The organism is Streptomyces sp. BRA346, assembly GCF_052851135.1.
Genome location: NZ_JAIWIH010000013.1, coordinates 45586 through 70365, shown reverse-complemented (window position 1 = coordinate 70365; position 24780 = coordinate 45586). Strand labels below are relative to the sequence as shown.

Genomic DNA, 24780 nt, shown 5'->3' with positions numbered 1-24780 from the left:
CGCCGGGACAGCTTTCTCTGCCCGCGGCAGATGTGCCGTCAGCAGAGGCCGGCAGAGGTCGGCAGCCGTCAGCAGACCTCGCGGACGTACCCGTCGTCGTCCGGGGTGGAGACGTCCAGGTCGCGGCGTACGACGGACAGCCGGTCGCCGAAGCCGTCGCACGCCTTCGCCATCCCCTTGTCCTCGTACTCGACCACGACCACCCGGTCCTTGAACGGCTTCGCGAACGCCCCGCACTCGTCGTATCGGCCGCACTCCTCGACCACCGCGAAGTCCAGCCCGGTCGTCGCGCGGCGCGGGGCGAGCGGCCCGGTGTTCTTCTGCGCGATCGCGAGCCCCAGGGCGTGGGCGCGCTTCGCCAGCAGGGACACATACGCGGTGGCCTGGTCCGCGGTCAGCAGGTCGGGCCAGCGGGTGAAGGTGTCGAGGTTGTCGGGCTCGACGGCGTCGAAGCCCTTGTCGGCGCAACTCTTGAACCACGCCCCGACCCTCTCCGCCGCCTCCTCGCGCTTCGCGGCCGTGGTGATGTCGAGCACCGACTCCCCGTCCCACTCGGGGTCTTCGACCACCTCGCCCTTCTCGTCGTGCAGCAGCAGCCGGGACGGCCACTTCTCGTCCGGCTGGGTCTGAAAGGCGTTGACGTAACAGATGTTGTACAGGCCCGGCGCCGGATCGTCCGCACGGTCACGGCTCACGATCTCGACGCCCTTGAGCGGTTCGTACGCGCCCCCGATCTGATAGTCCCAGGCGGCGCCCACCGGCGGCAGCTTCACCTTCGGCTCGTTCGTCGTGGTGGTGCCGCAGCCGGACAGCGCCAGGACGGCCAGGGCCAACGCGCCGATGATCGCGGGCCGCGTGCGCGCGGCGGGGGAGTGGACCATGCTCATGCCTCCCGCGCCACCTGCGCCTCCCGGGGCTTGCCCCGGAACACCTGCTCCTTATGCCACGCGACGTTCTCCGCCGCGACCGGGTCGCTGCCGTGCTGCGGCCCGAGGAGCGAACGGTCCACCAGGTCGAGCACCTGGGACCGGGCCGCACGGCCACGGCCCACGAACTCCTGGGAGACGATGATGCGCCGCCTGCCGTCCAGGCCCAGCACCCCCCGGTCGAACAGCTTGTGGTGCAGGGAGCACAGGCACAGCGCGTTGGCGAGGTCGTCCGCGCCGCGGAAGGCCCACCACCGCACGTGCGCGGCCTCCAGACCCACCGGTGCCCGGCCGATCGCCCCGTCGAATCCGCAGAACGCGCACCGGTATTCGTAGGCGACCAGCACCTGCCGCCGCAGCTCGGCCGCGCGCCGCCGGTCGCGTGCGGTCACCGTCGTCACCGCCGCACCGTCCGCCGACTCCAGGTCGAGCCCGACCGCGGCGGCGATGTCGGTGTGGAGGGAGGGCGGGAAGTGGGTGTCCAGGAGGACGTGCGCCAGCCGCCCCAGCAGCTCCGGCTCCGCGGACAGCGCGGACCGCAGCCCCGGCACCAGCCGCCCCTCCGCGCCACTGGCCCGCAACGCCCCCACCCCCGAACCGGGGCTGGAGCCGCCGTCGGCCGTGCGCACCTCCCACACCCCGTCGTTGGTCAGGTGGTGGAAGGGGTACGAGGGCGAGGTGTCGCGGGGCGGCCCGTACTCCCGCAGCAGCTCCTTCAGGTCACGCTCGACGTCGGAGTAGCGGAGCGCCCGGTCGGGCCCGTGCTGGAACCGGCCCAGGGCGTACAGCATCAGCAGTGGCTTGTGCGGTGCGCGCACCCCGTTGCTGGTCCACTGCCGCAGATTGCCGACGCGCTCGATCCAGTCCATGCCACGGACTGTATGACGGAGCGACGACAGCGGCGGCATGTGAGGATCATCCATCCAACAGCAGTCGCCCGAAACGGTCTTCCCATGATGCTCCGCCGAACGGCCCCCGCGGCCGCACTCGTTCTCGCCTCGCTCCTGACACCGTCGCTGGTCTCCTGCGGGGTGCAGACCGCCGCCGACCGCAAGGCCAGGTACAACAAGGTCATCGAGGACGGGACGCCGCGCGCCCAGGACGTCATCGACATCGCCGGAGCCCCGTACGAAGCACTGCGCAGCGATGACGGATCGATGCTGCTGCGCTACAACGCCACCTACGTGGAGGACGACGAGGGCCCCGCCGCCAACGCCTGGCGGCTGTACGGGCCGGACGGCGACGTCATCGCCGAGCACGCGGAACACATGGACCTGGTGGAGGGCGAGTTCGAGGACCCGGGCCCCTTCTACGCGGTGCCGGACGGCTTCGTCTTCCTCCCCTCCGTCAAGGACGGGTTCTTCCTCGACGTACGGGGCAAGCGGCACCCCGTACGGTCGTCGAAGAAGCCCCTCGCCTTCGGGCGCGGCGATGTGCTGCTCGGCGGCGGGAAGAAGCTGCTCCGCAGCTCGACCCACACCGTGGCGCCCGCGGCGGGTGTGCCTTCGACCCGGGGCCTCACCTTTACCGACCTCGACGAGCGGGGTGTCGCCTGGGGAGTCCGGCAGCCGGACTGGTCCGAGCCGTACCGGGTGACGCGCCGGGAGGACGGCCGCCCCGAGCGGTCCCGGGACCTCCCGGACCGGCTCTTGGGGAAGGACATCGCCGCCCGTGGCGGCACCGCCGCCGTGCCCCTGGAGAAGCCCATCGGCATGGACGACACCCTCTTCACCGGGCTCTTCGTGACGACGGACGACGGGAAGAGCTGGCGGACCCTGCGGAATTCGGAGCGGCTGCCGCTGGACGAATTCACGAAGGGCCTCAGCGAGATCGAGGTGCAGGTGCTCGACGACGGCCGTGTCCTCGTCCAGGGCGACGACGCGACCCCCTTGGTCGCCGACACCCCGGCCAACCGCTCTTTCCACAAGATCAAGGAGCCCGCCGACCTCACCTCGGTCTTCACACTCGGGAACACCCTCTACGGCATCGCCGACGCCGATGCCCCCAGCTATGACCACGTCGACGGCGAGGGGCTGTGGCGGTCACAGGACGGCGGCCGCACCTGGAACCGGTTCCCCGGCGAAGCCTCCGGCTGAGTTACTCGCCCCAGATCTGCCGGTACGCCTGCCGGTAGCCCTCGGAGTCCCACGACAGGGCGCCGCCGCTGTTGGCGGCGGTGGTGATGTGCACGGGGGCGACGTACCCGCTGGCGGGCCTGCCCGCGAAGGCGCGGTTGAACTCGTCGACGATCTGCCAGCCCTGCTCGGACAGCGGCTCGGGCACGGTGGCGGCCTGGTGCTGCTTGGTGTTGATGCGCTCGAAGGCCGACGGGTCGCCGTCACCGGCACCGATGGTGTACGGGGCGCCCGCGCCGTCCTTGCCCGCGGCGCGCAGGGCGGGGGCGGTGTGCTCGAAGTACAGGTCGTTGATGGCGGCGGAGTAGGTCCACTTGTCGCCGTAGCGGGAGAGCAGCGAGCGGACCGCCCCGATGGCGCGGCGGTTGACGTCGGGTATCGGGATGTTCTGGTAGCTCAGCAGCTTGACGTCGGAGCAGGTGGCAAGTTGCTTCTTGATCAGGTCCGACTTCCGCTTCGCGAACGGCACCGTGGCGTCGGTGAACAGGACGACTCCCGCGTGGCCGTCCGACCGGGCGATCATCCAGTCGGCGCTGATCTTCGCGACGTCCTCGACCTTGGAGGTGATGTTGGTGAAGAGTTCGGGCTTCTTGCTTGGGCCGGGGGCGGGGGCGGCGTGCCAGCCGATCAGCTGAATGCCCGCGGCCCTGGCCTTCTCGGCCTCGTCCGCGACGGTTGCGGGGTCGAAGCCGCCGATGACGATGCCGTCCGGCTTGAGGTCGATGGCCTCCTTGAACGCGGACCTGATGCCGCTCGCCGTGCCCTGGCCGTTGATGGTGCGTGCCTTCCAGCCGAGGAGCTTGGCGGCCTCCTGGACGCCCTGGGCGACTCCGGCGGGCCCGGGGTTGGTGATGGTGTGGGGGATGAAGACGATGCTCTTCCCATGAAGGGCCTTCGGTCCGGTCGTGGGGCCCTTCCACGGGGTGTCCACGTCCTCGGCCTTCGCGACCGCCCGCTTGGCCTTGGCGAGGGTGGCGGGGCAGCCGGGCTTGGCGGGGTGGGGTTGTGTCGCGGCGGTGCCGGATCCGGGCTCGCAGCCGGTGGTGGCCACGGCCAGGAGCGCGGCGGCTGTCAGGACCGACTTGCGGGTGGCGTGCACGGGTCTCCTCGCGGGGCACTGAGGTTCGGGCCGGTGGTGCGAGGAGACAGGTTACGGGTGGCGCTGCCCCGCGGGGCAGCCCCCGGGGGCAAGGGAGAAGCGACGAGCCGGTGGCCTAAACCTGACAAGCGTGGATCTTCGGTAACCGTTGCCGGTGGATGTCTTGCGTGCGTGCGCACACGCGGTAGTGTTCACGGCCGGTTGGACGTGTGGCGCAAACTAGTCGCTCGCATGGGGCGCGGACGTCGCTCGCGTCACGCTCCCCGGTCGTCGGCGGTCGGCAACAACGACACCTCGGTCACCGCTCAGGAGCACATCGAAGGAGGCCCGGGTGTCTGTGGACACAGAGGACCCGCCACGCGAACCGGACCCGTCCGGGCGCGCCCCGCGGGAGCCCCGGTTCCGCCGGAAGGCAGACGCCCGGAGAGCAGACGCCCGGAGCGCGGGCGTCCGGAGGGCGGACGCCCTGCCGCGAGCGGAAGCCGTCCTCGACCGGTGGCCGTTCCGGCGGAAGCTCAACGTCCTGGTGGTCGTGCCCGTCGTGGTCGTCGGCGTGCTGCTGGGCGTCGGCGCGTACGGCCAGGTGCAGCAGGCCCTGGACGCCGGCCGGACCGCGCAACTGGTGCGCGACAGCGAGCAGGTCACCCAGCTGATCAACGACATCCAGGCCGAGCACCAGCAGGCGCTGCTGCTGGCGGTGGAGCAGGAGTCGGCCCGGCCCGGGGCGGACCTGCCGTCGACCGTCGACTACCGCCGGATGCAGCGGGCCACCGACGAGCAGGCCACCGAGGTGCGTTCGTCCTTCGGCTCGGGGCTGGCGAAGGAGGAGGGCCGGGCCCTCGACTACGTCGGCGGCCTCGGCGTGCTGCGGGACAAGGTCGAGCGGGGCTCGGTGCCCGCCGCCGGTATCGACCCCGCGTACGCCAACGCGGTCGGCTACCTCATCGACGGCCTCGGGCTCGACCGCTTCTCCGGCTCCTCGTCGTCATCGGCGGTCGAACTGCTCGACACGGTGCTGCGCGCCGACGCCGCCCACGCGGCGTTCGAGAGCAGCGTGTTCTCGGCCCAGACCCGGGACGCCAACGCCCTCACCGAGTACACCCGCGCGGCCGGTGCCCACCGGATCTACGAGGAACAGACGGATCGTTTCAGCAGAATTGCCGGGCGGGACCAGGTCCTGCGCCTGGAGGGCATCGAGCGCAGCGCCGAGGAGTACGGCTTCGACGCCAAGTTCGCGGAGCTCCAGATCGACCCGGGCTCCCTCCAGGGCCAGTCGCCACAGTCGCTGCGCAAGGCGATCGACGCGGGCACCGGGCAGGCCGCCGCCCGCCTCGACATCACCCGCACGCTGACCCACCAGATCGCCGCCCGCGCCGACAGCCTCTCCGGGGACGCCCTGCGCAAGGCGGTGGCCCTGCTCGGCCTCGCCATCGTCGGCTTCGCCGCCTGGCTCGGCTTCTCCTTCCTGGTCCGGCGCTCGGTCGTACGCCCCCTGGCGGCCCTGACCGGCGCCGCCCACCAGGTCGTCGAGGTGGCGGGCGAGGAACTCGCCCGCGTCGAGGACGAGGACGACGAGTCCGCCGACAGCACCCCGCTGCGGCCGCGGCCCATCCCCGTCCCCGTGCGCGACGAGATCGGCGACCTGGCCGAGGCGTTCAACCAGGTGCAGGTCACCGCCGCGGCGCTGCTGGAACGGCAGGTGCTCAGCCGCCGCAACGTCGGTGAGATGTTCGGCAACGTCGGACGCCGGGTCAGCAACCTCACCACCCGCCAGCTCACCCTGATCGACGCCGTCGAACGCGAGGACCACGCTCCCGATGTGCTGGAGCGGCTCTACCGCATCGACCACATCGCCGTACGCCTCCAGCGCAACGCCGACAGCCTGATGCTGCTCGCCGGTATCCGCGAGGCCGAGCTGGACGCCCAGCCGACCGCCCTCGCCAACGTCATCCGGGCGAGCCTCGGCCGCATCGAGGGCTTCCAGCGGGTCTCCCTGCGCTCCGAAACCGAGGTCACGGTCGCGCCCGACATCATCGGCGACCTGACGCTGATGGTCGCCGAACTGCTGGAGAACGCCGTCGCGTTCTCCCCGTCCGAGACCCCCGTCGAGGTCGTCGTCCGGCCCGGCACCGACATCACCACGGACGGCGGCGCGCTGATCGAGGTCATCGACCACGGCCTCGGTATGGGCGCCGAACGCCTCGAAGAGGAGAACGCCCGGCTCATCCGCCGCGAACGGCTCGACCTCGTCCCCACCAAGGTGCTGGGCCTCTTCGTCGTCGGCAGCCTCGCCCGGCGCTGGGGCATCCGGGTCACCCTGAGCCGTACGCCCGGCGGTGGCGTCACCGCCACCGTGTGGATCCCCGACGCGCTGCTGATGGCGGTGAACGCCGGGGACGCGGCGGCCGCGCCGTCCCCGGTGGTCACGGAGCTGGCGCGGACGCCGTCCGGACGCGAGCCCGTCGATTCCGCGGGCTCCGCGGGTTCTGCTGGTGCTGAGGGTTCTGCTGCTTCGGCGGGTTCTGCTGGTTCCGCTGATTCCGCGCCCGCGTCCACCGGTGCCACGCCGCTGCCCGTACGGACGCCCGCCCGCGCGCCGGAGTCCCGCCAGGCGGCACCCGCGCAGCCCGGCGGCCTGCCCCGGCGCATCCCGAACCGCAAGGGCGCGGAGGCCACCCCGGACCCTGCCGAGCGGGAACCGTCCACCGAGCAGACGCCGTCCCCCACCGGGGAGAAGTCGTCCGGCGAGCCCACGTCCCGTCCGCTGCGGCGGCGGGTACGGGGCGCGACGCTCGACAAGACCACCCCCTCGGCCGACCGGGGCATCGCGGCCGTCCGCGCGCCCGCCGACGCCGATGCCGTCCGGTCGGAACTCGACGAGTTCGAGGCCGCCGTACGCAGGGCACAGCAGGACAGTGCCACCACCCCGACCGACCCCGAACCCACGCCATTGCCGCATCAGCAACCCCGGAAGGAGTCGGGCAGTGACCACGCCGACAGGTAAGAGCAGTCCCGCTGGGCAGGAACCCACCGATCTGCGAGCAGCCGCGGCCGACTTCACCTGGCTGCTCGACCGGTTCGCCACCCACACCGCCGGTGTCGTCGACGCCATCGCCGTGTCGTCCGACGGCCTGCTGATCGCCGCGTCCGAGCTGCGCGAACAGGCCGACTCCGAGCGGCTCGCCGCGATCGTCTCCGGCGTCACGAGCCTCGCCGCCGGTGCCTCCGGCAACTACGGCCTGGGCGGCCTCAACAAGGTCATCATCGACCTGGAGGGCGGCCATGTGCTGGTGTCGGCCATCGGCTGCGGCGCCGTCCTCGGCGTGGTGACGACGAAGGAGGCGAAGCTGGGCAACATCGCGTACGAGATGACCCTCTTCGCCAACCGGGCCGGAGCCGCGCTCACTCCCCAGCTCGTACTGGAGCTGAAGAAGAACGCCGCCACCCCCATCATCTGACGCGTGCGCACATGCAGAAGGGGGTCGGCGTGATGGACACCGATGGCCCGGAGCCGGACGAGACGGCGGACGGCGCGGCCGCTGAGCCGGGCCCGCCTGCCGCGTCGGAGCCGACCGGCCGCGCCTCCGCGATCCGGCCGTTCCTGCTGACCGCGGGCCGGGTGGCGGGTGGCGGCACCGGACCCCCGCTCCCGGTCGAGGCGCAGGTCGTGGCGACGTCGGACGGGCTCTCCGCCCTCCGCACGCTCGCCTTCGAACACCACGACATCGTCGCCGCCTGCCGACGCCCGCAGTCGGTGGCGGAACTGGCCGCCCAGCTTCGGCTGCACCTCAACGTGGTGCGGGTCCTGGCGGAGGACCTGTGCACCGCCGGACACCTGGCGGTCCACGTACCGGACGCCAGGACCGTCCAGGACATCTCCGTACTGCGAAGGGTTATCGATGGACTCCGCGCCGTCCCCGACTCACGGGGCACACTCCGCGACAGCAGCTGAACCCGCACCACCACCGCTGCCGGTCAAGCTGGTCATCGCGGGCGGCTTCGGAGTGGGCAAGACCACGGCCGTGGGCGCCATCTCCGAGATCCGCCCGCTGACCACGGAGGCCGCCATCACGGAGGTCGCGGCGGGGGTGGACGACCTCACCCACACCCCCGGCAAGACCACGACCACGGTCGCCATGGACTTCGGCGTCATCACCATCGACCCGACCCTCAAGCTCTACCTGTTCGGCACCCCGGGCCAGGACCGGTTCGGCTTCATGTGGGACGACGTGGTCGAAGGCGCCCTCGGCGGCCTCGTCATCGTCGACACCCGCCGCCTGGACGACTGCTACGCGGCCGTCGACTACTTCGAGCACAAGGACATCCCCTTCGCCGTCGCCATCAACGCCTTCGACGGCGAGGTCCAGCACGAACTGGACGAGGTGCGCTGGGCCCTCGACGTCTCCGAGCACATCCCCCTCACCGTCTTCGACGCCCGCGAGACGGGCTCGGTCCGCGACGCCCTGCTCGTCGTCCTCGACGTGGCCCTGGACAGGGCGAAGGCCGCCGAACCGGCTTGACCCGGGCCCCCTTTGAGCCGGTCGACCGGCCGTAAAACACCCGCTCACCGCCGATAAACGCCGCTAAGGTCCCGTGCCATGAGACTGACCGTTCTCGGCGGCTGCGGGGCCTGGCCCACCGCGGACCAGGCATGCAGCGGCTACCTCGTGGAGTACGCGGGATTCCGCCTGCTGATCGACCCCGGCTACGCCACGCTGCCGCGCCTGCTCCGGCACAGCACCGTCGACGCGGTCGACGCCGTGCTGATCAGCCACGGACACCCCGACCACTGCGCCGACCTCAACCCCCTGTTACGCGCCCGAGGGCTGAGCGACGACCCACCGCCGCCCCTGCCCGTCCACGCCCCGCACGGAGCGGTCGACGCCGTCCTCGCCCTCGACAAGCCGACCATGCTCGCCGCTGCGTACCGCCTCCACGAGTTCACGCCCGGCGACCGGTTCGAGATCGGCCCCTACACCACCGACACCTGGCTCCTGCCGCACTTCGTCCCCAACGCGGGCCTCCGGCTCACCACCCCCGGCGCCGTACTCGCCTACACCGGCGACACCGGCCCCAGCCCCGACATCCCCCGCCTCGCCCGGGGCGCCGACCTGTTCCTGTCGGAGGCCACGTACGTCCACCAGGTCCCGACCGGCGACGCCCCGTACCTGCTGACCGCCCGCCTCGCCGGTCAATACGCGCACCAGGCAGGCGCCGCCCGCCTCATGCTCACCCACCTCTGGCCGGGCACGGCCCCGGAACCCGCGCAGACCGCGGCGGCGGAGACCTTCGATGCCCCCATCGCCATCGCCACCCCCGGTCTCGTCACCCGCCTGTGACAGCACCGCCCCGGTCCAGGCCGAGCGCGCCGACGGGCGCGAAGGACGGGGGTGCAGCACATGAACCGGCAGTTCAAGGCGGCCATCCTCGCCCCGGCGCAGCCCCCGCCCCGGCACGGGCCGGACCAGCCAGCCCCCCTGCCGCCCCGCTCACCCGAAGGCCCCGCTCTCGTCCTCATCGAGCCCGGGGAGCCGCCTGCCGCGGCTGTCTGCGACGCGGAGCGCGTCCCGCAGCGCCTCGACCAGACGATTCGCTAGGAAGCGAAGCTCTCCGGCTTCCGCCTTGGGGTTGCCGAGCAGCGCGTCGGCGTGGCCGAGGAGTTCGGTGCCCATGCGGAGCTGTACGGCTTCCATCTCGTCGGCAAGCCGCGACAGGTAGCCCTTGCCGTCTTCACCGGGCACCAGGTAACACGGCTTCCCGGCGGGCCCGTTCCTTGGCAGCAGACGCGGTTGTGTGCAGCGAACGAGTCACCCGCGGATGCGGCGCGGCGCGAGCTGAGCGAAGAGCTGGGCCTTGCCGTCGAGCTGCGTGGGCTGCTGTGCGTCGACTGGGTCGCGCCGCACGGTCCCTGGGACGACCAGCTCGCGTTCGTCTTCGACGGAGGCACGCTCTCGGCCGACCAGATCCGATGCCTGTACCCGCGCGACCACGAACTCTCGGCCTGCGAGTTCGTTGCCCCGGACGACGCCCTGGCCATGCTCCCGCCCCGCACCCGACGACGGGCCGCCCAGGCGCTCGGAGCCCTGGCCGGGCGGCGGCCGGCGTATCTGGAGAACGGCGAAGGTCTCGTGCCCTGACGGCGCCCGGCGCCGCGGCGTCGAGCTGGCCGTACGCCCGCCCTCCCCGCTCCGGGGCGGTGCGCGGCGTGGCGGTAGGGTGCGAGCCAGGTGTCGAGGGAATAAGTGGGTTCGATGCGGTTCAGGTCATGGAGTAAAAAGGCCCGCCTGATCTCCGGGGTGTGCGTCGTGGCGGGGATTGCGGCCGCTGCTGCCTCGTATTTCCTGTTCTTTTCGAAGGTTTCCGTGGAACCCGGCCCCTTTGCCGACAATCCGAAGTGCTCGGATGTCATTTCCCGCGCGCCCGAAACCGTTCTCCATAAGCAGCGTGACGACGTCACCGGGGACGGCGTCGCCGCCTGGGGAGACGGTTCGGTCGTGCTGCGCTGCGGTGTCACACCGCTGCGTCCGACGACCAACCTGTGCGTAGACGTCAACGGCGTCGACTGGGTGCTCGATGAGAAGCGCGCGCAGAAGGACGGGGTGCAGGTCCTGACGACGTACGGCCGCACCCCCGCGGTCGAAATGACCGTCGAGGGCGATGGTCCCAAGGCCGGAGACGCGTTGGTCGACGTGAACCGTGCGGTCCGCGGCATTCCGCAGAAGTCGAAATGCCTCTCGTTGAGCGACACGCTCTGAGCGGAATCAGCGACTGACGAGAAGGCCGTCCACCAAGGCGCGGAGCCCGTCCAGGTAGGTGTCTTCGGCGGTCAGCGGCGCCCAGTTGTCCGCGACGTGGGCCAGGCGGGGCAGCTCGTCCGGGTCGAGGTCGGCGAAGACCCGCTCCCGGTAGGTCGCGCGGTCGTCGTCGGTGGCGGCGCGCCGCCGGGCCGCCGTCGCGCGGACCACGATCTCTCCGGCGGTGTAGTACCAGATCGCGCGGTAGCCGTGCACGGCCCGCTCGGGGGTCAGACCGCATTCGACCAGGCCGTCGACGATCTGCTCGACGAACCACAGTGCGGACGCGGACATCAGGTCGTCGGCGGTCAGCACCTCCACGATCCAGGGGCAGGCGGCGAGCGCCTCGTGGATCGCGGCGGCGGCGACGATGATCCGCTCGCGCGGGTGGGCGGGGGGTTCGGGGCGGCGCAGCGTCCGTTCGGCGTGGTCGTCCAGCAGCAGGAGGAGCAGTTCTTCCTTGTTGCGGACGTGGTGGTAGAGCGCCATCGGCGTGCTGCCGATCTCCGTGGCGAGCCGCCGCATGGTCAGCCGGTCCACGCCGTCCTCGTCCACGATCCTGCGGGCCGTTGCGACGACGTCCTCGCGTGAGATACGGGGAGGTCGGCCACGGGTTTTGCGCGGTGCGGACGGTTGGGACATGGCCCCATCATCCCCCAGGTATCGACAACGGTGATCCTCTCCCTGCTATTTTTCTTACGCGTACAAAAACAGCACACCGACCGGAAGGACACCGTCATGACGACGACCCCCATCGACCTGTTCGCCTCCGCGCTGCGGTTCCACCCCGACGGCGGGGTCCGGGCCGCCGAGCGGCAGATGAAGGGCAGCGAGCCCGACGGCGCCTGGCAGGTCGCCACCTTCCACGTCGAGACCGACGCCGACGTCCACGCCGACCACTGGGAGATGCACCCGGAGGCCGACGAGGCGGTGTGCTGCCTGACGGGCGGGGCCCGCCTCGCCTTCCGCCCCACGTCGCCCGGCGGCACCGAGGACGTGGTGCGGTTGGCGGCGGGCACCGCCGTGGTCGTGCCCCGCGGGCGCTGGCACCGCCTGGAACTGGACGCCCCGAGCGACCTGATGTCGATCACCCTGCGCCACGGCACCCGCCTGGAAAAGCGCACCGATACGCGCTGACGTCACATCGCGGAATCCAGGCGTTCGCGCTGCTCGGCGGTCAGCTGAAGCGACACCCCCGCGACTGCCTCGTCCAGCTGCTCGACCGTGCTGACGCCGACGATCGGCGTGACGGCCGGGGTTCCGCCGGTCAGCCACGCCAGCACCACCCGGTTGCGGTTCGTGCCGGTCTCGGCGGCGATCTCGTCCAGCGCGGCGAGGCGGCGGGCGGTGCCGGGGTGGTCGTACTCCGCCGGAAGCGGCCGGTCCGGGCGGGTGTACCGGCCGTTCAGCAGCGGTGTGTACGCCCACAGCGCGATGTCCGGGTGGTGCTCCAGGTAGTGCAGCACCTCGTCGCTGACCACGCCGAACCGGTGCCGTACGAGGGGCTCGGCCACGCGGCGCGGGTGCAGATACGTGTGCTGCTGCTGCACCGCCGTGAAACCCGCCCCGCCGTGCGCCTGGGCGAGCTGCCGGGCCCGTTCCAGCTGCCAGACGGGGTAGTTGGAGCAGCCGAGGCGGCCGACCGTACCCGCGGAGACCAGTTCGCCGAAGGCGGCGACCGTCTCGTCCAGCGGGGTGACCGGATCGGGCTTGTGCGCCCAGTACAGCTCGACGTGGTCCGTACCGAGGCGCCGGAGACTGCCCTCGATCCCGCGCTTGATCACCCCGGCCGAGAGGCCCTCGGCCGTCTCCCAGCGCCAGTCGGCGCTCACCGCGGTGGGAGGCGGAGCGCGGCGTGTGCGTTGTCCAAGATCTTGCCGATGGCGGACGCGGCACGTCGGGCTTGTGCCGCGTCACCGGTCTCCGCGGCGTCCTCCCAGTGACGGAACTCTTTCGCGACCTTCGGCTGACGCTGAATGTGTACGTAGACGGCCCACTGGGCGATGAACCGCTCGAGAGGGGCCAGGTCGGAAGCCTGACGGGACTGGTCGGCGGCCTGATCCAGCTCCCGGGTAAAGGCGGGCAGAGCGGCCAGATGTTGCCCCACGGGGGCTGAAGACGGGCACTTGACGCCTTTGCCGTTCCGAACAGCGGGTGGTGTCCGCGCAGCTCTCCGAGTTACGCCCGGCACTACTGACCTGGGTCGCTATGCGGCCGCCATGTGCAGTTCCGAGTGTCGGCGAGGCCGACGAGGAGCTCAAACGGCGTGCGGTACGCGTGCGGTACGAAGGAGACACGAGTCTCTTCGGTATCGATCGACACATCCAGCGCGGCATCCAGTGCCTTGGCCAAGGCGCGCAGGAGTGGGAGGGCGGGGGCGGTGCCGCCGCCTTCGAGGCGGTCGATCTCTTCCATGGTCAGGCCGGTTCGCTCGGCGAGCAGGGCCTGGCTGATGCCCAGGGCGGTTCGGCGGTCGTAGACGGCCTGCCCGAGGGCGATGGCGGCACCTGCTTCGACGTACGCCGGATCCGCTCGATGCTCCTCAGGGATCGTCCGTGAGGTGTGGTAACCCCTGCTCACGGTGACTCCTCGAACGTCCGGTGATGAGTCGTCTGCGCGGCGGTGTGCGATCCTTCGCATTCCTTCTGGGCCCGGAGAGCTCGCTGAACCTGTCGCTCTTCGCGCATCCGGGTCTTTCGGAAGACGGTCAAAGACACGATACGGCGTTCCGGCGCGAGCCAGCAGGTGAGACGTATGGCTCCGTCACCGAGATGGATGCGAAGCTCGCGGACCGGTCCGTACAAGTGGCGGGAGTATGGTTCGCCGATCATCGTCGGATCTTGTGCCAGACGGTCGACGTGGCGCTCCACCGCTCGGTAATGCTCGCGCGACAGAGTGTCCAGCCATGCTCTTACCTCGGGTTCGATTTCGATGTCGTACGGTCGCTCCACCGTAGGCAGCCGACGGGCGATCGCCGCGGCTTCGGGCTGCGGTCATCCGATCGGATGGCCGCAGCGGGTCAGGCGCCCAGGTCGTGGTACATGACGTGCAGCCCGACCCGGCCCAGCGCCGGATGGCGAAACGCGCCCGGCACGGTGCCGATGGTGGTGAAACCAAGGCGCTCGTACAGCCTGACGGCGGGCGCGTTCGAAGCGGCGACCGCGTTGAACTGCACGCCGGCGAAACCGCTGGTCGAGGCCCAGTTGAGCAGGTACTCGCCCAGGGCTTGACCGACGCCCCGGCCGCGCGCATCGGACGCCACCATGAAGTTGCCGCTGGCGACGTGGGAACCGGGGCCGGGGCGGTTGGGGTACATGTTCGAGGTGCCCAGCACGCGCTGGTCCTCTACGGCCACCACGACATGTCCCGGTGACGGGACCACCCACATGTCATGCGCCTGCGCCTCCGTCTGGAGGGGGTCGTAGCAGAAGGTGTCCGCCTTGCGGACGATCTGCTCGATGATGGGCCAGACCTGCGGCCAGTCACGTTCCTCGAACGCCCGGATTTCCACCCGTCATACGCTAGCGATGGCGTTCAGCCTTTTCGACCGGGTTTCCGCGGCCTCAGCCGTCCGCCGGGGCCACGCCGATCGGGCAGGAGACGCCCGTGCCGCCGATGCCGCAGTAGCCTGCGGGGTTTTTGTCCAGGTACTGCTGGTGGTACGGCTCGGCCGGGTAGAAGGGGCCCGCGGGGAGGATTTCGGTGGCGATCTCGCCGTAGCCGGAGCCGGTCAGGACGGACTGGTAGGCGGCGCGGGAGGACTCGGCTTCGGACTGCTGCTCGGGGGAGTGGGTGTAGACGGCTGAGCGGTACTGGGTGCCGACGTCGTTGCCCTGGCGGAAGTGCTGGGTGGGGTCGTGGGACTCCCAGAAGAGCTTCAGGAGGGCTCCGTACGAGGTGACCGCCGGGTCGAAGACGACGCGGACGGCCTCGGTGTGGGCGGTGAGGCCGCTGCACACCTCTTCGTAGGTGGGGTTCTCGGTGTGGCCGCCCTGGTAGCCGACCAGGGTGGTCCAGACGCCGGGGGCCTGCCAGAAGACGCGCTCGGCGCCCCAGAAGCAGCCGAGGCCGAAGTCGGCGACGGCCAGGCCCTGCGGGTACGGGCCGGTGAGGGGGTTGCCGAGGACGGTGTGGCGGTCGGGGACCGTGAAGCCCGGTTCCGGGCGGCCCTTCAGCGCCTCCTCGGGGGTCGGGAGGTGGTTCTGGCGGCGGTTGAACAGCATCCGAGGGCTCCTCGAGGGGGACAAGGGGGGGTGCGGCGGCTATCCCGTACAACGGGCGGCGGTGGCGTCGAATTCCGCGGCGGTGCTCACTTCGGCAGGGTCGCCGGGGAGCCGCCCCGGCCCTCCCAGCCCGCGACGGCCAGCGCGCGGTAGACGGCGTACTCGGCGGCCGGGTCCGCCCCGTACGACCACGGCACGGCGCCCACGTGGCCGTCCACGTGGCGCAGCTGCTCCATGGCGTCCGCGTACCGCTCCGACCGGACCAGGAACCAGATCAGCAGATGGCGGACGTGGGGGAGGACCGGGTGGTCGGCGGGGGCCTGGCGGACGGCGTACAGGGCGCCCTCGACCGCCTTGGTGACCACGTCGCTCTGGTACAGGCTGCGGACGAGATTGACCTCGGGGAGGTGCTCGAAGACGCCGAACAACGGCAGCGCGGGGAGGAGGCTCTTGCCGGGGGCGGAGGCGGCCGCGGCGTGGGTGAAGCGGTCGGCGCGGTCCTGGGAGCCGTGCCACTTCTCGCACCAGTAGTGGAGGGCGGCGAGGTGGGCGCCCATGTGGTGCGGGGCGCGGTCGGTGACCTTGGTCCACAGCTCCTCGAAGTCGGCCTGCCGGTAGGGGAGACCGCGGGCGACGCCGAGTTCGACGATGTACGGAACGGGGTCGTCCGGGGCCAGTCGCGCGGCCTCGTGGCAGACGTCCCGGGCCTCCTCCAGGATCATCCGGAAGTCCTGCGAGGACGGGTCGAGCAGCGCCTGCCGGACCAGGAACTCCGCCTGCACGGCGGCCGCGCCCGGGTCCTCGGGGGCGGCGACGCGCCAGGTGCGCAGCCACATCCCGCCCCGGCCCGGGGCCTGGGCGAGCGCGTGGGCGGCGGCTCCGGCGAGGGTCTGGACGCGCTGCCAACGCAGTTCGGAGGTCACGTCGGTGAGCGCGAGCAGCCGGGCGGCGGGCTGCCAGTCCTGGCCGGACTGGACCTCCTCCAGCGCCTCGATGAGCTGGGGGTCGGGGCCGGGCAGCCGTACGTCGAGCTGTTCGCGCGGTACGAAGCCGTACTCACTCGGGTCCGTGGCGCGCATCGCGCCCTCCAGGGCCTCGCGGCCGCCGCGCCTCCGCCGCAGTGCGGGCAGCACGATCAGCCCGCCGATCATGACGACGGCGATGAGGAAGATCAGAAGCTCCATGAGGTGTCCCCGTGTGAAGTCCCGTGACGGCTTGAGGTCCAGCCTATGCGCCATGGCGGACAGGGGAGACGGCCGTTGAATCCTGGACGGGCCCGCCGCGGAATCCGCCGGGTGGCCGCCGCGCGTTACGCTCGGGCCCATGACCGACCAGCACCCCCACAGCTTCGAGACGCTCGCCATCCACGCGGGCCAGGAGGCGGACCCGCTCACCGGCGCCGTTGTTCCGCCGATCTACCAGGTCTCCACCTACAAGCAGGACGGGGTGGGGGCCTTGCGCGGCGGCTATGAGTACAGCCGCTCCGCCAACCCCACCCGCACCGCCCTGGAGGAGAACCTGGCGGCCCTGGAGGGCGGCCGCCGCGGGCTCGCCTTCGCCTCCGGCCTCGCCGCCGAGGACTGCCTGCTGCGCACGCTGCTGGTGCCGGGCGACCACGTGGTCATCCCGGACGACGCGTACGGCGGTACGTTCCGCCTCTTCTCCAAGGTCGTCGAGCGCTGGGGCGTGGAGTGGTCGGTCGCCGACACCTCCGACCCGGCGGCGGTACGGGCCGCGCTGCGCCCCCGTACGAAGGTGATCTGGGTCGAGACGCCGAGCAACCCGCTGCTGGGCATCACCGACATCGCCGCCGTCGCCGACATCGCCCGCACCGCAGGGGCCCGGCTCGTCGTCGACAACACCTTCGCCAGCCCCTACCTCCAGCAGCCGCTGGCGCTCGGCGCGGACGTCGTCGTGCACTCCACGACCAAGTACATGGGCGGCCACTCGGACGTCGTCGGCGGCGCGCTGATCGTCTCCGACCCGGGCCTCGGCGACGAACTCGCCTTCCACCAGAACGCGATGGGCGCCGTCGCCGCTCCCTTCGACTCCTGGCTGGTGCTGCGCGGCATCAAGACGCTCGGGGTACGGATGGACCGGCACAGCGCGAACGCCACGCGCGTCGCGGAGCTGCTCGTCGCCCACCCCAAGGTGACCGAGGTCTTCTACCCGGGGCTGCCCGAGCACGCGGGCCACGAGACCGCGGCCAAGCAGATGCGGGCCTTCGGCGGCATGGTGTCGTTCCGGGTCACCGGCGGCGAGGAGGCGGCGGTCGAGGTCTGCAACCGGGCCCGGCTCTTCACGCTCGGCGAGTCGCTGGGCGGCGTCGAATCGCTGATCGAGCACCCGGGGCGGATGACCCACGCCTCGGCGGCCGGTTCGGCGCTGGAGGTGCCGGCGGATCTCGTACGGCTGTCGGTGGGCATCGAGTCCATCGACGACCTGCTGGGGGATCTCACCCAGGCGCTCGCCTGAAGCCCGTCGCGATTCACCACCCCTCCAGCGGAGGGGTGGTGTCGGTGGGCGGCCCCGCCCACGGATGGACCACCGCCGCCCAGACGGTGAACGCGACCACCGCGGCGAGCAGCACCGCCCAGCCGAGGGCCTGCGCCGCCCGGCGGCGGCGCAGCATCCGCTGCCCGCGCCCGGCCGCCCGCCCGGCCAGATCCGGCGGCAGCACCGGGTGCGGTCCCTCCAGCATCCGCCGGACCTGGTCCTCCTTGCGGTCCGGGAAGCTCATCGCGCCGCTCCCGCCGGATGGTGATCGGCGATCGGGGGCGCGCCGGGGGCGCGGGGCGGGGCGGTGCGCATCAGGGTCACCGCGCGCGTGCAGATGGCCCGTACGCGCTCGACCGGCAGGCCGAGCGTGGCCGCCGCCTGTTCCTCCGCGACCCCCTCGTACAGCCGCAGCACCAGCACCAGCCGCTCACGCGGGGTGAGCCGGTCCAGCACGCCGCCGCGCGGGCGGCGGTAGCGCCGGGCCCGGTGGGCGTAGAGGGCGGCCAGCTCCTGGCGGGTGCGGTCGTACGGATCCTCGCCGCGCAGCCGGTCCCAGCGGGCGTAGGTGCGCGCGAGCGCGGCGGTCAGCAGGGCTTGCGCGGCCTGGGTGTCGGCCCGGGCGTCCCCGGTCGGTTCCCCCGTGAGCAGTGTGGCCGCGTGCAGCAACCTGCCACCGGCGCCCGCGACGAATGCCTCGAATTCCCGGGCCCGGCGGCTGTCCCGTGCTGCCCGCCGCTCTCGCACCGCGCCCTCCGCCTGTTGTTCCTCAAGGACACGGCAGGCACGGGCGCCCGGTCAAGGGTTCGGTCGGCCGGGAGTCCGGTCGAAGGCCGACGGTCAACGGTCGAAGGTCAACCGTCGAAGGTCGCAGGGGCGTCCCCGGGCTTCAGGACGCCGGTGCCGCCGCCTGCGGCACCGCGCCGTGCGCGGCGGACAGGGCGACGTTGAAACGGGTGAGCAGATCGCAGAACATATCGCGCTCCTCCACCGTCCAGTCGTCCGTGACCTGCGCCATCAGCTCGCGCCGCGAGGAGCGCACCTCCTCCAGTCGGGCCTTGCCGCGCGGGGAGAGCTGGAGGACGACGGCGCGCCCGTCCTCGGGGTGCGAGGTGCGCTTGACCAGGCCGGAGTCGACCAGCGGGGCGACCTGCCGGGTCACGGTGGACGAGTCGATGCCCATGCCTCCGGCGAGGGCCTTGACCCCCATGGGGCCTTCCTGGTCGAGCCGGTTGAGCAGCAGGTAGGCGGCGCGATCCATCGAGTTGCGGGCCTGTCCGACGCCGCCGAGCCGGGTCTGCTCCGCGCGGCGGGCGAAGACCGCGACCTGGTGCTGGAGTGAATCCAGTACGCCTGTGTCGAGTTGAGTCGTCATGTCCGATTGGGTGGGCATGGCCTAGGGCTCACTTCATGCGGTGGTCTGTGGGATGTGGCACAGAGTACGCGGCCCGGGCCCGGCCCGTACGGGGGCTGCGGAAACCTGCCCACAACCGGCCAACCACCGGTCGCCCCGGCCCGGCCGTGTTTCACGTGAGCTGCGAGACTGGGGCCATGGCTCCACGACCCGGCGGAGAGGACGGGCCCGGCACGGCCCCGCGCCCCGCACGCTCCGTATCGTCCACCCCGCTCGCGATCACCCTGGACGATGTGCGCGAGGCGCAGAAGGCGCTCTCGGGGGTCTCCCGGCTGACCGCCCTGGAGGGCAGCCGCTTCCTGACCGGTCTGGTCGGCGCCCCGGTGCAGCTGAAGTGCGAGAACCTCCAGCGTACGGGCTCGTTCAAGCTGCGCGGCGCCTATGTGCGGATCGCGCGGCTGACGTCGGAGGAGCGGGCGGCGGGGGTGGTCGCGGCGAGCGCCGGGAACCATGCGCAGGGCGTCGCGCTCGCGGCCTCGCTGCTGGGGGTGCGGTCGACCGTCTTCATGCCCGAGGGCGCGCCGCTGCCGAAGATCGCGGCGACGCGGGACTACGGCGCGGAGGTCCGGCTGGAAGGCCAGATCGTGGACGAGACGATGCGGGCGGCGCAGCGGTACGCGGAGGAGACGGGCGCGGTCTTCATCCATCCGTTCGACCACCCGGACATCATCGCGGGGCAGGGCACGGTGGGCCTGGAGATCCTGGAACAGTGCCCCGAGGTGCGCACGATCGTGGTGGGCATCGGCGGGGGCGGCCTCGCGGCCGGGATCGCGGTGGCGGTGAAGGCGCTGCGGCCGGATGTGCGGGTGGTGGGGGTGCAGGCGGCGGGCGCCGCCGCGTATCCGCCGTCGCTGGCGGCGGGGCGGCCGGTGTCGGTCGAGGCGCCGGTGACGATGGCGGACGGCATCAAGGTGGGGCGGCCGGGCGACGTGCCGTTCGGGATCATCAACGCGCTCGTCGACGAGGTCCGTACGGTCAGCGAGGACGAGCTGTCCAGCGCGCTGCTGCTGTGCCTGGAGCGGGCGAAGCTGGTGGTGGAGCCGGCGGGGGCGAGCCCGGTGGCGGCGGTGCTGTCGGATCCGGAGTCCTTCGAGGGACCGGTGGTGTCGGTGCTGTCGGGCGGCAACGTCGATCCGCTGCTGATGCAGCGGATCCTGCGGCACGGCATGGCCGCGGCGGGCCGCTATCTGTCGCTGCGGCTGCGGCTCACCGACCGGCCGGGGGCGCTGGCGACGCTGCTGGCGGAGCTGTCGGCGGTGGACGCCAACGTGCTCGACATCAGCCATGTGCGCACCAACCCGCGGCTGGGGCTCAGCGAGGCGGAGGTGGAGCTCCAGCTGGAGACGAAGGGGCCGGAGCACTGCGCCGAGGTCAGGGACGCGCTGCACGGGGCGGGTTACACGGTGATGGTCTGACGGGTCGCGTCTGGCGGCTCGCGCAGGACGGGCCGCGTAGATCGGTTCGCGGAGGACGGCTCGTGTAGGCGATTCGTCAACTCGCGTATGTCGCGATGTATCGCGACTGCGCTATGATTCTCTCCACTTGCTGTCGCGACGCTGCCCTTGTGGGCGGACATATGCCTTTATTGAGGGGACGCGTCCATGCGTGGCGAGAAACATTCGCCGCACGTCACGTCAAACGATCTTTCGTGGACCTGACTCAACCCGGGAACACCCAACTCTGGGAGTGCCAACATGCCAGGCGCGATCCATGCCGAGGGCCTGGTCAAGACCTTCGGCGACGTAAGAGCTCTGGACGGCGTCGACCTCGACGTGCCGGAAGGAACCGTGCTCGGACTGCTCGGGCCCAACGGCGCGGGCAAGACCACCGCGGTGCGCGTGCTGACCACGCTGCTGCGCCCGGACAGCGGGACGGCGGTGGTCGCGGGGGTGGACGTGCTCAAGAACCCCAATGAGGTCCGCCGGTCCATCGGCCTGTCCGGCCAGTTCGCCGCCGTCGACGAGTATCTGACGGGCCGGGAGAACCTCCGGATGGTGGGCCAGCTGTACCAGATGGGCGCGCGCGAGGCGAAGGCCCGCGCGGACGAGCTGCTGGAGCGCTTTCACCTCGCGGACGCGGCCGACCGCACCGCCAAGACGTACTCCGGCGGTATGCGCCGCCGACTCGACCTCGCCGCGGCCCTGGTCGTCAGCCCGCCCGTGATGTTCATGGACGAGCCGACGACGGGGCTCGACCCGCGCAACCGGCAGGCGCTGTGGGAGGTCATCCAGGAACTGGTGGCCGGTGGTACGACGCTGCTGCTGACCACCCAGTACCTGGAGGAGGCCGACCATCTGGCCCATGACATCTGTGTGATCGACCGCGGCAAGGTCATCGCCCGTGGCACCGCCGACCAGCTCAAGGCCCGCATCGGTGGGGAGCGGGTGGAGGTCGTGGTGCACGAGCGGGAGCACATCGCGGTCACCGAGCAGGTGCTGCGGGTGCTGGGCAAGGGCGATACCACGGTGCAGGAGCACACGCGCAAGGTCACCGTGCCGGTGGTCGGCGGGGCCAAGCTGCTCGCCGAGGTGATCCGCGAACTGGACACCCGGGGAGTGGAGATCGACGACATCGGGCTGCGCCGCCCGACGCTCGACGACGTCTTCATCTCGCTGACCGGCCACGGTGCCGAGGACGGCGATGCGGAGAACGGCGTGCGGAGCGGTACTCGCGAGGGAGGCAAGTGATGGCCGTTGCCGAGGAGTCCGGCGCCACCGTCGCCACCGCCCCCCGGCCGCGCGGCGGTCCGCTCGCGGGGGTCCGGGACTCTCTGGTGGTCGCCCGGCGGAACTTGATCCGCATGGTGCGGATTCCAGAAGTGGTTATCTTTGGCCTGATTCAGCCCATTATGTTCGTGGTGCTGTTCAGTTATGTATTCGGCGGCGCGATCATGGTGCCGGGTCAGGCCAGCGCGGACGCGGACGTGTATCGCGAGTTCCTCATGGGCGGGATCTTCGCGCAGACCGTCACCTTCGCGACGGCGGGCGCGGGCGCGGGGATCGCCGACGACATGCACAAGGGGCTGATCGACCGGTTCCGCTCCCTGCCGATGGCGCGCGGGGCGGTGCTCACCGGCCGTACGCTCGCGGATCTGGTGCAGACGGCGCTGACGCTGGTCGTGCTCGCGATCGTCGCGCTCATCGTGGGCTGGCGGGTGCACGACGGAATCCTGAGCGCGCTGGGCGCCTTCGGCCTGCTGCTCCTGCTCGGTTACGCCTTCTCCTGGATCGGCGCGCTGATCGGGCTGACGGTACGGACCCCCGAGGCCGCGACGTCCGGCGGGCTGATCTGGCTGTTCCCGCTGACCTTCATCTCGAACGCGTTCGTACCGTCCAGCAAGATGCCCGAGTTCCTGGGGCACGTCGCGGACTGGAACCCGTTCAGCGCCACGGTGCAGGCCTGCCGGGAGCTGTTCGGCAATCCGCAGGGCGTGGTCTCCGACGCCTGGCCGATGCAGCATCCGGTGCTGGCGTCGGTCCTGTGGTCGGTGGTCATCATCGTGGTGTTCCGGACGCTGTCGGTCCGGAAGTACCGCTCGGCGACCGCCTGAGGGGTCGTACCGGGGTGAGTCATACGGCGAGCCCCCGGCCGCTTCGGGGCCGGGGGCTCGCCGTGAGGCGCGAGGGCGTTGGTCGGGCGCTCAGCCCTGGTAGGGCTTGGCATCCAGGATGCGCACCGATGCCGTACGGCCGTTGGGGAGTTCGTATTCGGCGTCCTGGCCGACCTTCTTGCCGTTCACGCCCGTGCCCAGCGGGGACTGCGGCGAGTAGGTCTCGACATCCGCGCTCGCGTATTCACGAGAGGCGAGAAGGAAGGTCAGGGTGTCGTCCGGGTCGCCGTCGAAGGCGATGGTGACGACCATGCCGGGGGCGACCACGCCGGTGTCCGCGGGTGCCTCTCCGACCTTCGCGTGCTCCAGGAGCTGCGTCAGCTGACGCACCCGGAGCTCCTGCTTGCCCTGTTCCTCCTTGGCGGCGTGGTAACCGCCGTTCTCCCGGAGGTCACCTTCCTCCCGGGCAGCCTCGATCTTCTTCGCGATCTCGATACGTGCCGGACCCGACAGGTACTCCAGCTCGGCCTTGAGCTGGTCGTACGCCTCCTGGGTCAGCCAGGTGACGTTCTCGCTGGTCTGGGTCACAGGTGCTCCTCGTCGGTGCTGGGAATACAAATGAACGCCCTACTCAGAAGGGTGCGCCTTCAAAGCCGGGCGAAACCACGAGCCTAACAATTCCGACAGGAAACGGGGAGGAGGGAACTCAGCTCCATGCGCATGAAACGGGGCAAACCCGGTCAGTTCGGACGTGCCCGATTCAGCTGTTCGCGGCCGAGTCGCAGCCGATCAGTTCGGCACTGGTCGCACGCGCGGTGGTACGCACCGTCACGATCTTGATCATGTCGTCCTGGCGCTGGCCGAAGGTGAAGCTCTTGCGGCCGACCTCTTCGTGGTAGGTGTCCAGGGTGCGCACCGTGCACACGGCGGTGGCGTCCTTGTCCTTGGTGATCTCCAGCCGGACGTCGACGGTGTCGTCCGCGGTCACCGTGAAACCGGTCAGCTGGCCGCTGACGTCCTGATCGACGACGTACGCGTATCCGAACCAGGCGATCAACGCGATCAGACCGGCACCCAGCACCGCACCGATGATCTTCAGCTTGCGGTCGGCCCGCTCATCCGCGGAGCGCCCGTAGCGCCCCTCGGGAAGGCCCGCGCGCACCGCCGACATGATCGCTTCCTCCTGCTTCGGAGACCCGGAATTATTCGGGCCCGCTGTGGGTCACTATAGAAGCCGTCTTCCGCGACGAATCACTGAGGATCGAACTTGACTGAGCAGCTGCGTTTGATGGCCGTGCACGCGCACCCGGATGACGAGTCGAGCAAGGGCGCGGCCACCATGGCCAAGTACGTGTCCGAGGGGGTGGACGTGCTGGTCGCGACCTGCACGGGCGGTGAGCGCGGCTCCATCCTCAACCCCAAGCTCCAGGGGGATCCGTACATCGAGGAGCACATTCACGAGGTGCGCGCCAAGGAGATGGACGAGGCGCGCGAGATCCTCGGCGTGAAGCAGGAGTGGCTGGGCTTCGTGGACTCCGGGCTGCCCGAGGGCGACCCGCTGCCGCCGCTGCCCGAGGGCTGCTTCGCGCTCCAGGACGTGGACGAGGCGGCGGGCGCGCTCGTCAAGCTGATCCGCTCCTTCCGGCCGCAGGTGATCACCACCTATGACGAGAACGGCGGCTACCCCCACCCCGACCACATCATGACCCACAAGATCACGATGGTGGCCTTCGAGGCGGCCGGGGACCCCGAGAAGTACCCCGAGGCGGGTCCGGTCTGGCAGCCGCAGAAGCTCTACTACAACCAGGGCTTCAACCGGCCGCGCACCGTCGCCCTGCACGAGGCGCTGCTCGCCCGCGGCCTGGACTCGCCGTACGGGGAGTGGCTGGAGCGCTGGAAGGAGTCCTCCCGGCGCGAGCGCACCCTGACCACCTATGTGCCGTGCGCCGAGTTCTTCGAGATCCGCGACAAGGCGCTGATCGCGCACCGCACGCAGATCGACCCCGACGGCGGCTGGTTCCGGGTGCCCATGGACATCCAGAAGGAGGTCTGGCCGACGGAAGAGTACGAGCTCGCGAAGTCGCTCGTCGATACCTCCCTCCCCGAGGACGACCTCTTCGCGGGCATCCGCAACAATTGACCC

The 24780-nt window shown here is 71.1% G+C and carries 31 protein-coding genes; 14 read left to right on the top strand and 17 right to left on the bottom strand.

Translation table 11 applies throughout. The features are described from left to right. Positions 1 to 68 precede the first annotated feature (68 nt). Both LCH29_RS18365 and LCH29_RS18360 read right to left on the bottom strand, forming a co-directional pair. Positions 69 to 887, bottom strand: coding sequence for an endo alpha-1,4 polygalactosaminidase (locus LCH29_RS18365; RefSeq protein ID WP_446462812.1), 819 nt, complete (start codon positions 885 to 887; stop codon positions 69 to 71). Beyond that, positions 884 to 1795, bottom strand: a complete 912-nt coding sequence (locus LCH29_RS18360; protein WP_446462811.1) for a phosphorothioated DNA-binding restriction endonuclease — start codon at positions 1793 to 1795, stop codon at positions 884 to 886. Before LCH29_RS18360 ends, LCH29_RS18365 begins: the two co-directional genes overlap by 4 nt. 84 nt (positions 1796 to 1879) lie before the next feature. On the opposite strand from LCH29_RS18360, the gene LCH29_RS18355 reads away from it, so the two are divergent. Next, positions 1880 to 3022, top strand: a complete 1143-nt coding sequence (locus LCH29_RS18355) for a hypothetical protein (protein WP_446462810.1) — start codon at positions 1880 to 1882, stop codon at positions 3020 to 3022. A gap of 1 nt (position 3023) precedes the next feature. Here the strand turns inward: LCH29_RS18355 and LCH29_RS18350 are convergent, their stop codons facing one another. Then, the gene (locus tag LCH29_RS18350) at positions 3024 to 4160 is read right to left on the bottom strand and encodes a substrate-binding domain-containing protein (RefSeq protein WP_446462809.1); all 1137 of its coding nucleotides are present in this window, start codon (positions 4158 to 4160) and stop codon (positions 3024 to 3026) included. 331 nt (positions 4161 to 4491) lie between these two features. Between LCH29_RS18350 and LCH29_RS18345 the strand changes: the two genes are divergently transcribed. From LCH29_RS18345 to LCH29_RS18325, 5 genes are all read left to right on the top strand, one after another. Continuing rightward, positions 4492 to 7164 (top strand): ATP-binding protein, encoded by a 2673-nt coding sequence (locus tag LCH29_RS18345; RefSeq protein ID WP_446462808.1) that lies wholly within the window; start codon positions 4492 to 4494, stop codon positions 7162 to 7164. Beyond that, on the top strand, positions 7145 to 7618 hold the full coding sequence (locus LCH29_RS18340; RefSeq protein WP_123106975.1) for a roadblock/LC7 domain-containing protein: 474 nt from the start codon (positions 7145 to 7147) through the stop codon (positions 7616 to 7618). The genes LCH29_RS18345 and LCH29_RS18340 overlap by 20 nt, the downstream gene beginning before the upstream one ends. Positions 7619 to 7650: 32 nt before the next feature. After that, on the top strand, positions 7651 to 8112 hold the full coding sequence (locus tag LCH29_RS18335; protein ID WP_446462881.1) for a DUF742 domain-containing protein: 462 nt from the start codon (positions 7651 to 7653) through the stop codon (positions 8110 to 8112). After that, on the top strand, positions 8060 to 8680 hold the full coding sequence (locus tag LCH29_RS18330) for a GTP-binding protein (protein WP_446462807.1): 621 nt from the start codon (positions 8060 to 8062) through the stop codon (positions 8678 to 8680). Before LCH29_RS18335 ends, LCH29_RS18330 begins: the two co-directional genes overlap by 53 nt. Before the next feature lie 78 nt (positions 8681 to 8758). Continuing rightward, the gene (locus LCH29_RS18325) at positions 8759 to 9499 is read left to right on the top strand and encodes an MBL fold metallo-hydrolase (RefSeq protein ID WP_446462806.1); all 741 of its coding nucleotides are present in this window, start codon (positions 8759 to 8761) and stop codon (positions 9497 to 9499) included. Between the two features lie 150 nt (positions 9500 to 9649). On the opposite strand, the gene LCH29_RS18320 is transcribed toward LCH29_RS18325, so the two are convergent. After that, positions 9650 to 9901, bottom strand: a complete 252-nt coding sequence (locus tag LCH29_RS18320; protein ID WP_446462805.1) for a hypothetical protein — start codon at positions 9899 to 9901, stop codon at positions 9650 to 9652. Positions 9902 to 9949: 48 nt separating this feature from the next. On the opposite strand from LCH29_RS18320, the gene LCH29_RS18315 reads away from it, so the two are divergent. Continuing rightward, positions 9950 to 10297, top strand: coding sequence for an NUDIX domain-containing protein (locus tag LCH29_RS18315; protein ID WP_446462804.1), 348 nt, complete (start codon positions 9950 to 9952; stop codon positions 10295 to 10297). A gap of 168 nt (positions 10298 to 10465) precedes the next feature. Further along, positions 10466 to 10915 (top strand): DUF3515 domain-containing protein, encoded by a 450-nt coding sequence (locus LCH29_RS18310; protein ID WP_446462803.1) that lies wholly within the window; start codon positions 10466 to 10468, stop codon positions 10913 to 10915. A 6-nt stretch (positions 10916 to 10921) separates the two neighbouring features. Here the strand turns inward: LCH29_RS18310 and LCH29_RS18305 are convergent, their stop codons facing one another. After that, positions 10922 to 11596 (bottom strand): TetR/AcrR family transcriptional regulator, encoded by a 675-nt coding sequence (locus LCH29_RS18305; RefSeq protein WP_446462802.1) that lies wholly within the window; start codon positions 11594 to 11596, stop codon positions 10922 to 10924. A gap of 96 nt (positions 11597 to 11692) precedes the next feature. On the opposite strand from LCH29_RS18305, the gene LCH29_RS18300 reads away from it, so the two are divergent. After that, the gene (locus tag LCH29_RS18300) at positions 11693 to 12091 is read left to right on the top strand and encodes a cupin (protein ID WP_446462801.1); all 399 of its coding nucleotides are present in this window, start codon (positions 11693 to 11695) and stop codon (positions 12089 to 12091) included. Positions 12092 to 12093: 2 nt separating this feature from the next. On the opposite strand, the gene LCH29_RS18295 is transcribed toward LCH29_RS18300, so the two are convergent. The 7 genes from LCH29_RS18295 to LCH29_RS18265 form a co-directional block, all read right to left on the bottom strand. Further along, complete coding sequence (locus LCH29_RS18295; protein ID WP_446462800.1) at positions 12094 to 12786, bottom strand: aldo/keto reductase; 693 nt, start codon at positions 12784 to 12786, stop codon at positions 12094 to 12096. After that, positions 12783 to 13061 carry a hypothetical protein gene (locus LCH29_RS18290; RefSeq protein WP_446462799.1) on the bottom strand — a complete coding sequence of 93 codons (279 nt, stop codon included), beginning with the start codon at positions 13059 to 13061 and terminating at the stop codon, positions 12783 to 12785. Before LCH29_RS18290 ends, LCH29_RS18295 begins: the two co-directional genes overlap by 4 nt. Before the next feature lie 83 nt (positions 13062 to 13144). After that, complete coding sequence (locus LCH29_RS18285) at positions 13145 to 13534, bottom strand: helix-turn-helix domain-containing protein (protein ID WP_446462798.1); 390 nt, start codon at positions 13532 to 13534, stop codon at positions 13145 to 13147. Then, positions 13531 to 13905 carry a type II toxin-antitoxin system RelE/ParE family toxin gene (locus tag LCH29_RS18280; RefSeq protein WP_446462797.1) on the bottom strand — a complete coding sequence of 125 codons (375 nt, stop codon included), beginning with the start codon at positions 13903 to 13905 and terminating at the stop codon, positions 13531 to 13533. Before LCH29_RS18280 ends, LCH29_RS18285 begins: the two co-directional genes overlap by 4 nt. A 68-nt stretch (positions 13906 to 13973) precedes the next feature. Next, positions 13974 to 14465: an N-acetyltransferase family protein gene (locus tag LCH29_RS18275; RefSeq protein WP_446462796.1), complete on the bottom strand. Its 492-nt coding sequence runs from the start codon at positions 14463 to 14465 to the stop codon at positions 13974 to 13976. 52 nt (positions 14466 to 14517) lie between these two features. Then, a complete protein-coding gene (gene msrA, locus LCH29_RS18270) occupies positions 14518 to 15177 on the bottom strand; it encodes a peptide-methionine (S)-S-oxide reductase MsrA (RefSeq protein ID WP_446462795.1) in 660 nt (219 codons plus the stop codon). 86 nt (positions 15178 to 15263) lie between these two features. Further along, positions 15264 to 16361, bottom strand: a complete 1098-nt coding sequence (locus LCH29_RS18265) for a hypothetical protein (protein WP_446462794.1) — start codon at positions 16359 to 16361, stop codon at positions 15264 to 15266. 139 nt (positions 16362 to 16500) lie between these two features. Between LCH29_RS18265 and LCH29_RS18260 the strand changes: the two genes are divergently transcribed. Then, positions 16501 to 17652: a cystathionine gamma-synthase gene (locus LCH29_RS18260; RefSeq protein WP_446462793.1), complete on the top strand. Its 1152-nt coding sequence runs from the start codon at positions 16501 to 16503 to the stop codon at positions 17650 to 17652. A 13-nt stretch (positions 17653 to 17665) separates the two neighbouring features. Here LCH29_RS18260 and LCH29_RS18255 read toward each other — a convergent pair whose 3' ends face one another. The 3 genes from LCH29_RS18255 to LCH29_RS18245 all read right to left on the bottom strand — a co-directional run bounded on the left by LCH29_RS18255 (position 17666) and on the right by LCH29_RS18245 (position 19066). Next, the gene (locus tag LCH29_RS18255) at positions 17666 to 17917 is read right to left on the bottom strand and encodes a hypothetical protein (RefSeq protein ID WP_446462792.1); all 252 of its coding nucleotides are present in this window, start codon (positions 17915 to 17917) and stop codon (positions 17666 to 17668) included. Beyond that, a complete protein-coding gene (locus tag LCH29_RS18250) occupies positions 17914 to 18420 on the bottom strand; it encodes a sigma factor-like helix-turn-helix DNA-binding protein (RefSeq protein WP_446462791.1) in 507 nt (168 codons plus the stop codon). The genes LCH29_RS18255 and LCH29_RS18250 overlap by 4 nt, the downstream gene beginning before the upstream one ends. Positions 18421 to 18562: 142 nt before the next feature. Then, on the bottom strand, positions 18563 to 19066 hold the full coding sequence (locus LCH29_RS18245) for a MarR family winged helix-turn-helix transcriptional regulator (protein ID WP_179936492.1): 504 nt from the start codon (positions 19064 to 19066) through the stop codon (positions 18563 to 18565). A 158-nt stretch (positions 19067 to 19224) separates the two neighbouring features. Between LCH29_RS18245 and ilvA the strand changes: the two genes are divergently transcribed. From ilvA to LCH29_RS18230, 3 genes are all read left to right on the top strand, one after another. Beyond that, entirely contained in the window at positions 19225 to 20502 is a 1278-nt protein-coding gene (ilvA, locus tag LCH29_RS18240; protein WP_446462790.1) for a threonine ammonia-lyase, read from the top strand. A gap of 279 nt (positions 20503 to 20781) precedes the next feature. Beyond that, on the top strand, positions 20782 to 21774 hold the full coding sequence (locus LCH29_RS18235) for an ATP-binding cassette domain-containing protein (protein ID WP_446462789.1): 993 nt from the start codon (positions 20782 to 20784) through the stop codon (positions 21772 to 21774). After that, positions 21774 to 22637, top strand: coding sequence for an ABC transporter permease (locus tag LCH29_RS18230; protein ID WP_446462788.1), 864 nt, complete (start codon positions 21774 to 21776; stop codon positions 22635 to 22637). Before LCH29_RS18235 ends, LCH29_RS18230 begins: the two co-directional genes overlap by 1 nt. 90 nt (positions 22638 to 22727) lie before the next feature. Here the strand turns inward: LCH29_RS18230 and greA are convergent, their stop codons facing one another. Together greA and LCH29_RS18220 are read right to left on the bottom strand one after the other, a co-directional pair. Then, on the bottom strand, positions 22728 to 23225 hold the full coding sequence (gene greA, locus LCH29_RS18225; RefSeq protein WP_009715425.1) for a transcription elongation factor GreA: 498 nt from the start codon (positions 23223 to 23225) through the stop codon (positions 22728 to 22730). Between the two features lie 172 nt (positions 23226 to 23397). Further along, on the bottom strand, positions 23398 to 23808 hold the full coding sequence (locus LCH29_RS18220) for a DUF4307 domain-containing protein (protein ID WP_446462787.1): 411 nt from the start codon (positions 23806 to 23808) through the stop codon (positions 23398 to 23400). Positions 23809 to 23904: 96 nt separating this feature from the next. Here LCH29_RS18220 and mca point away from each other — a divergent pair, with 96 nt between their 5' ends. Beyond that, positions 23905 to 24777, top strand: coding sequence for a mycothiol conjugate amidase Mca (gene mca / locus LCH29_RS18215; RefSeq protein ID WP_446462786.1), 873 nt, complete (start codon positions 23905 to 23907; stop codon positions 24775 to 24777). Positions 24778 to 24780: the final 3 nt, after the last annotated feature.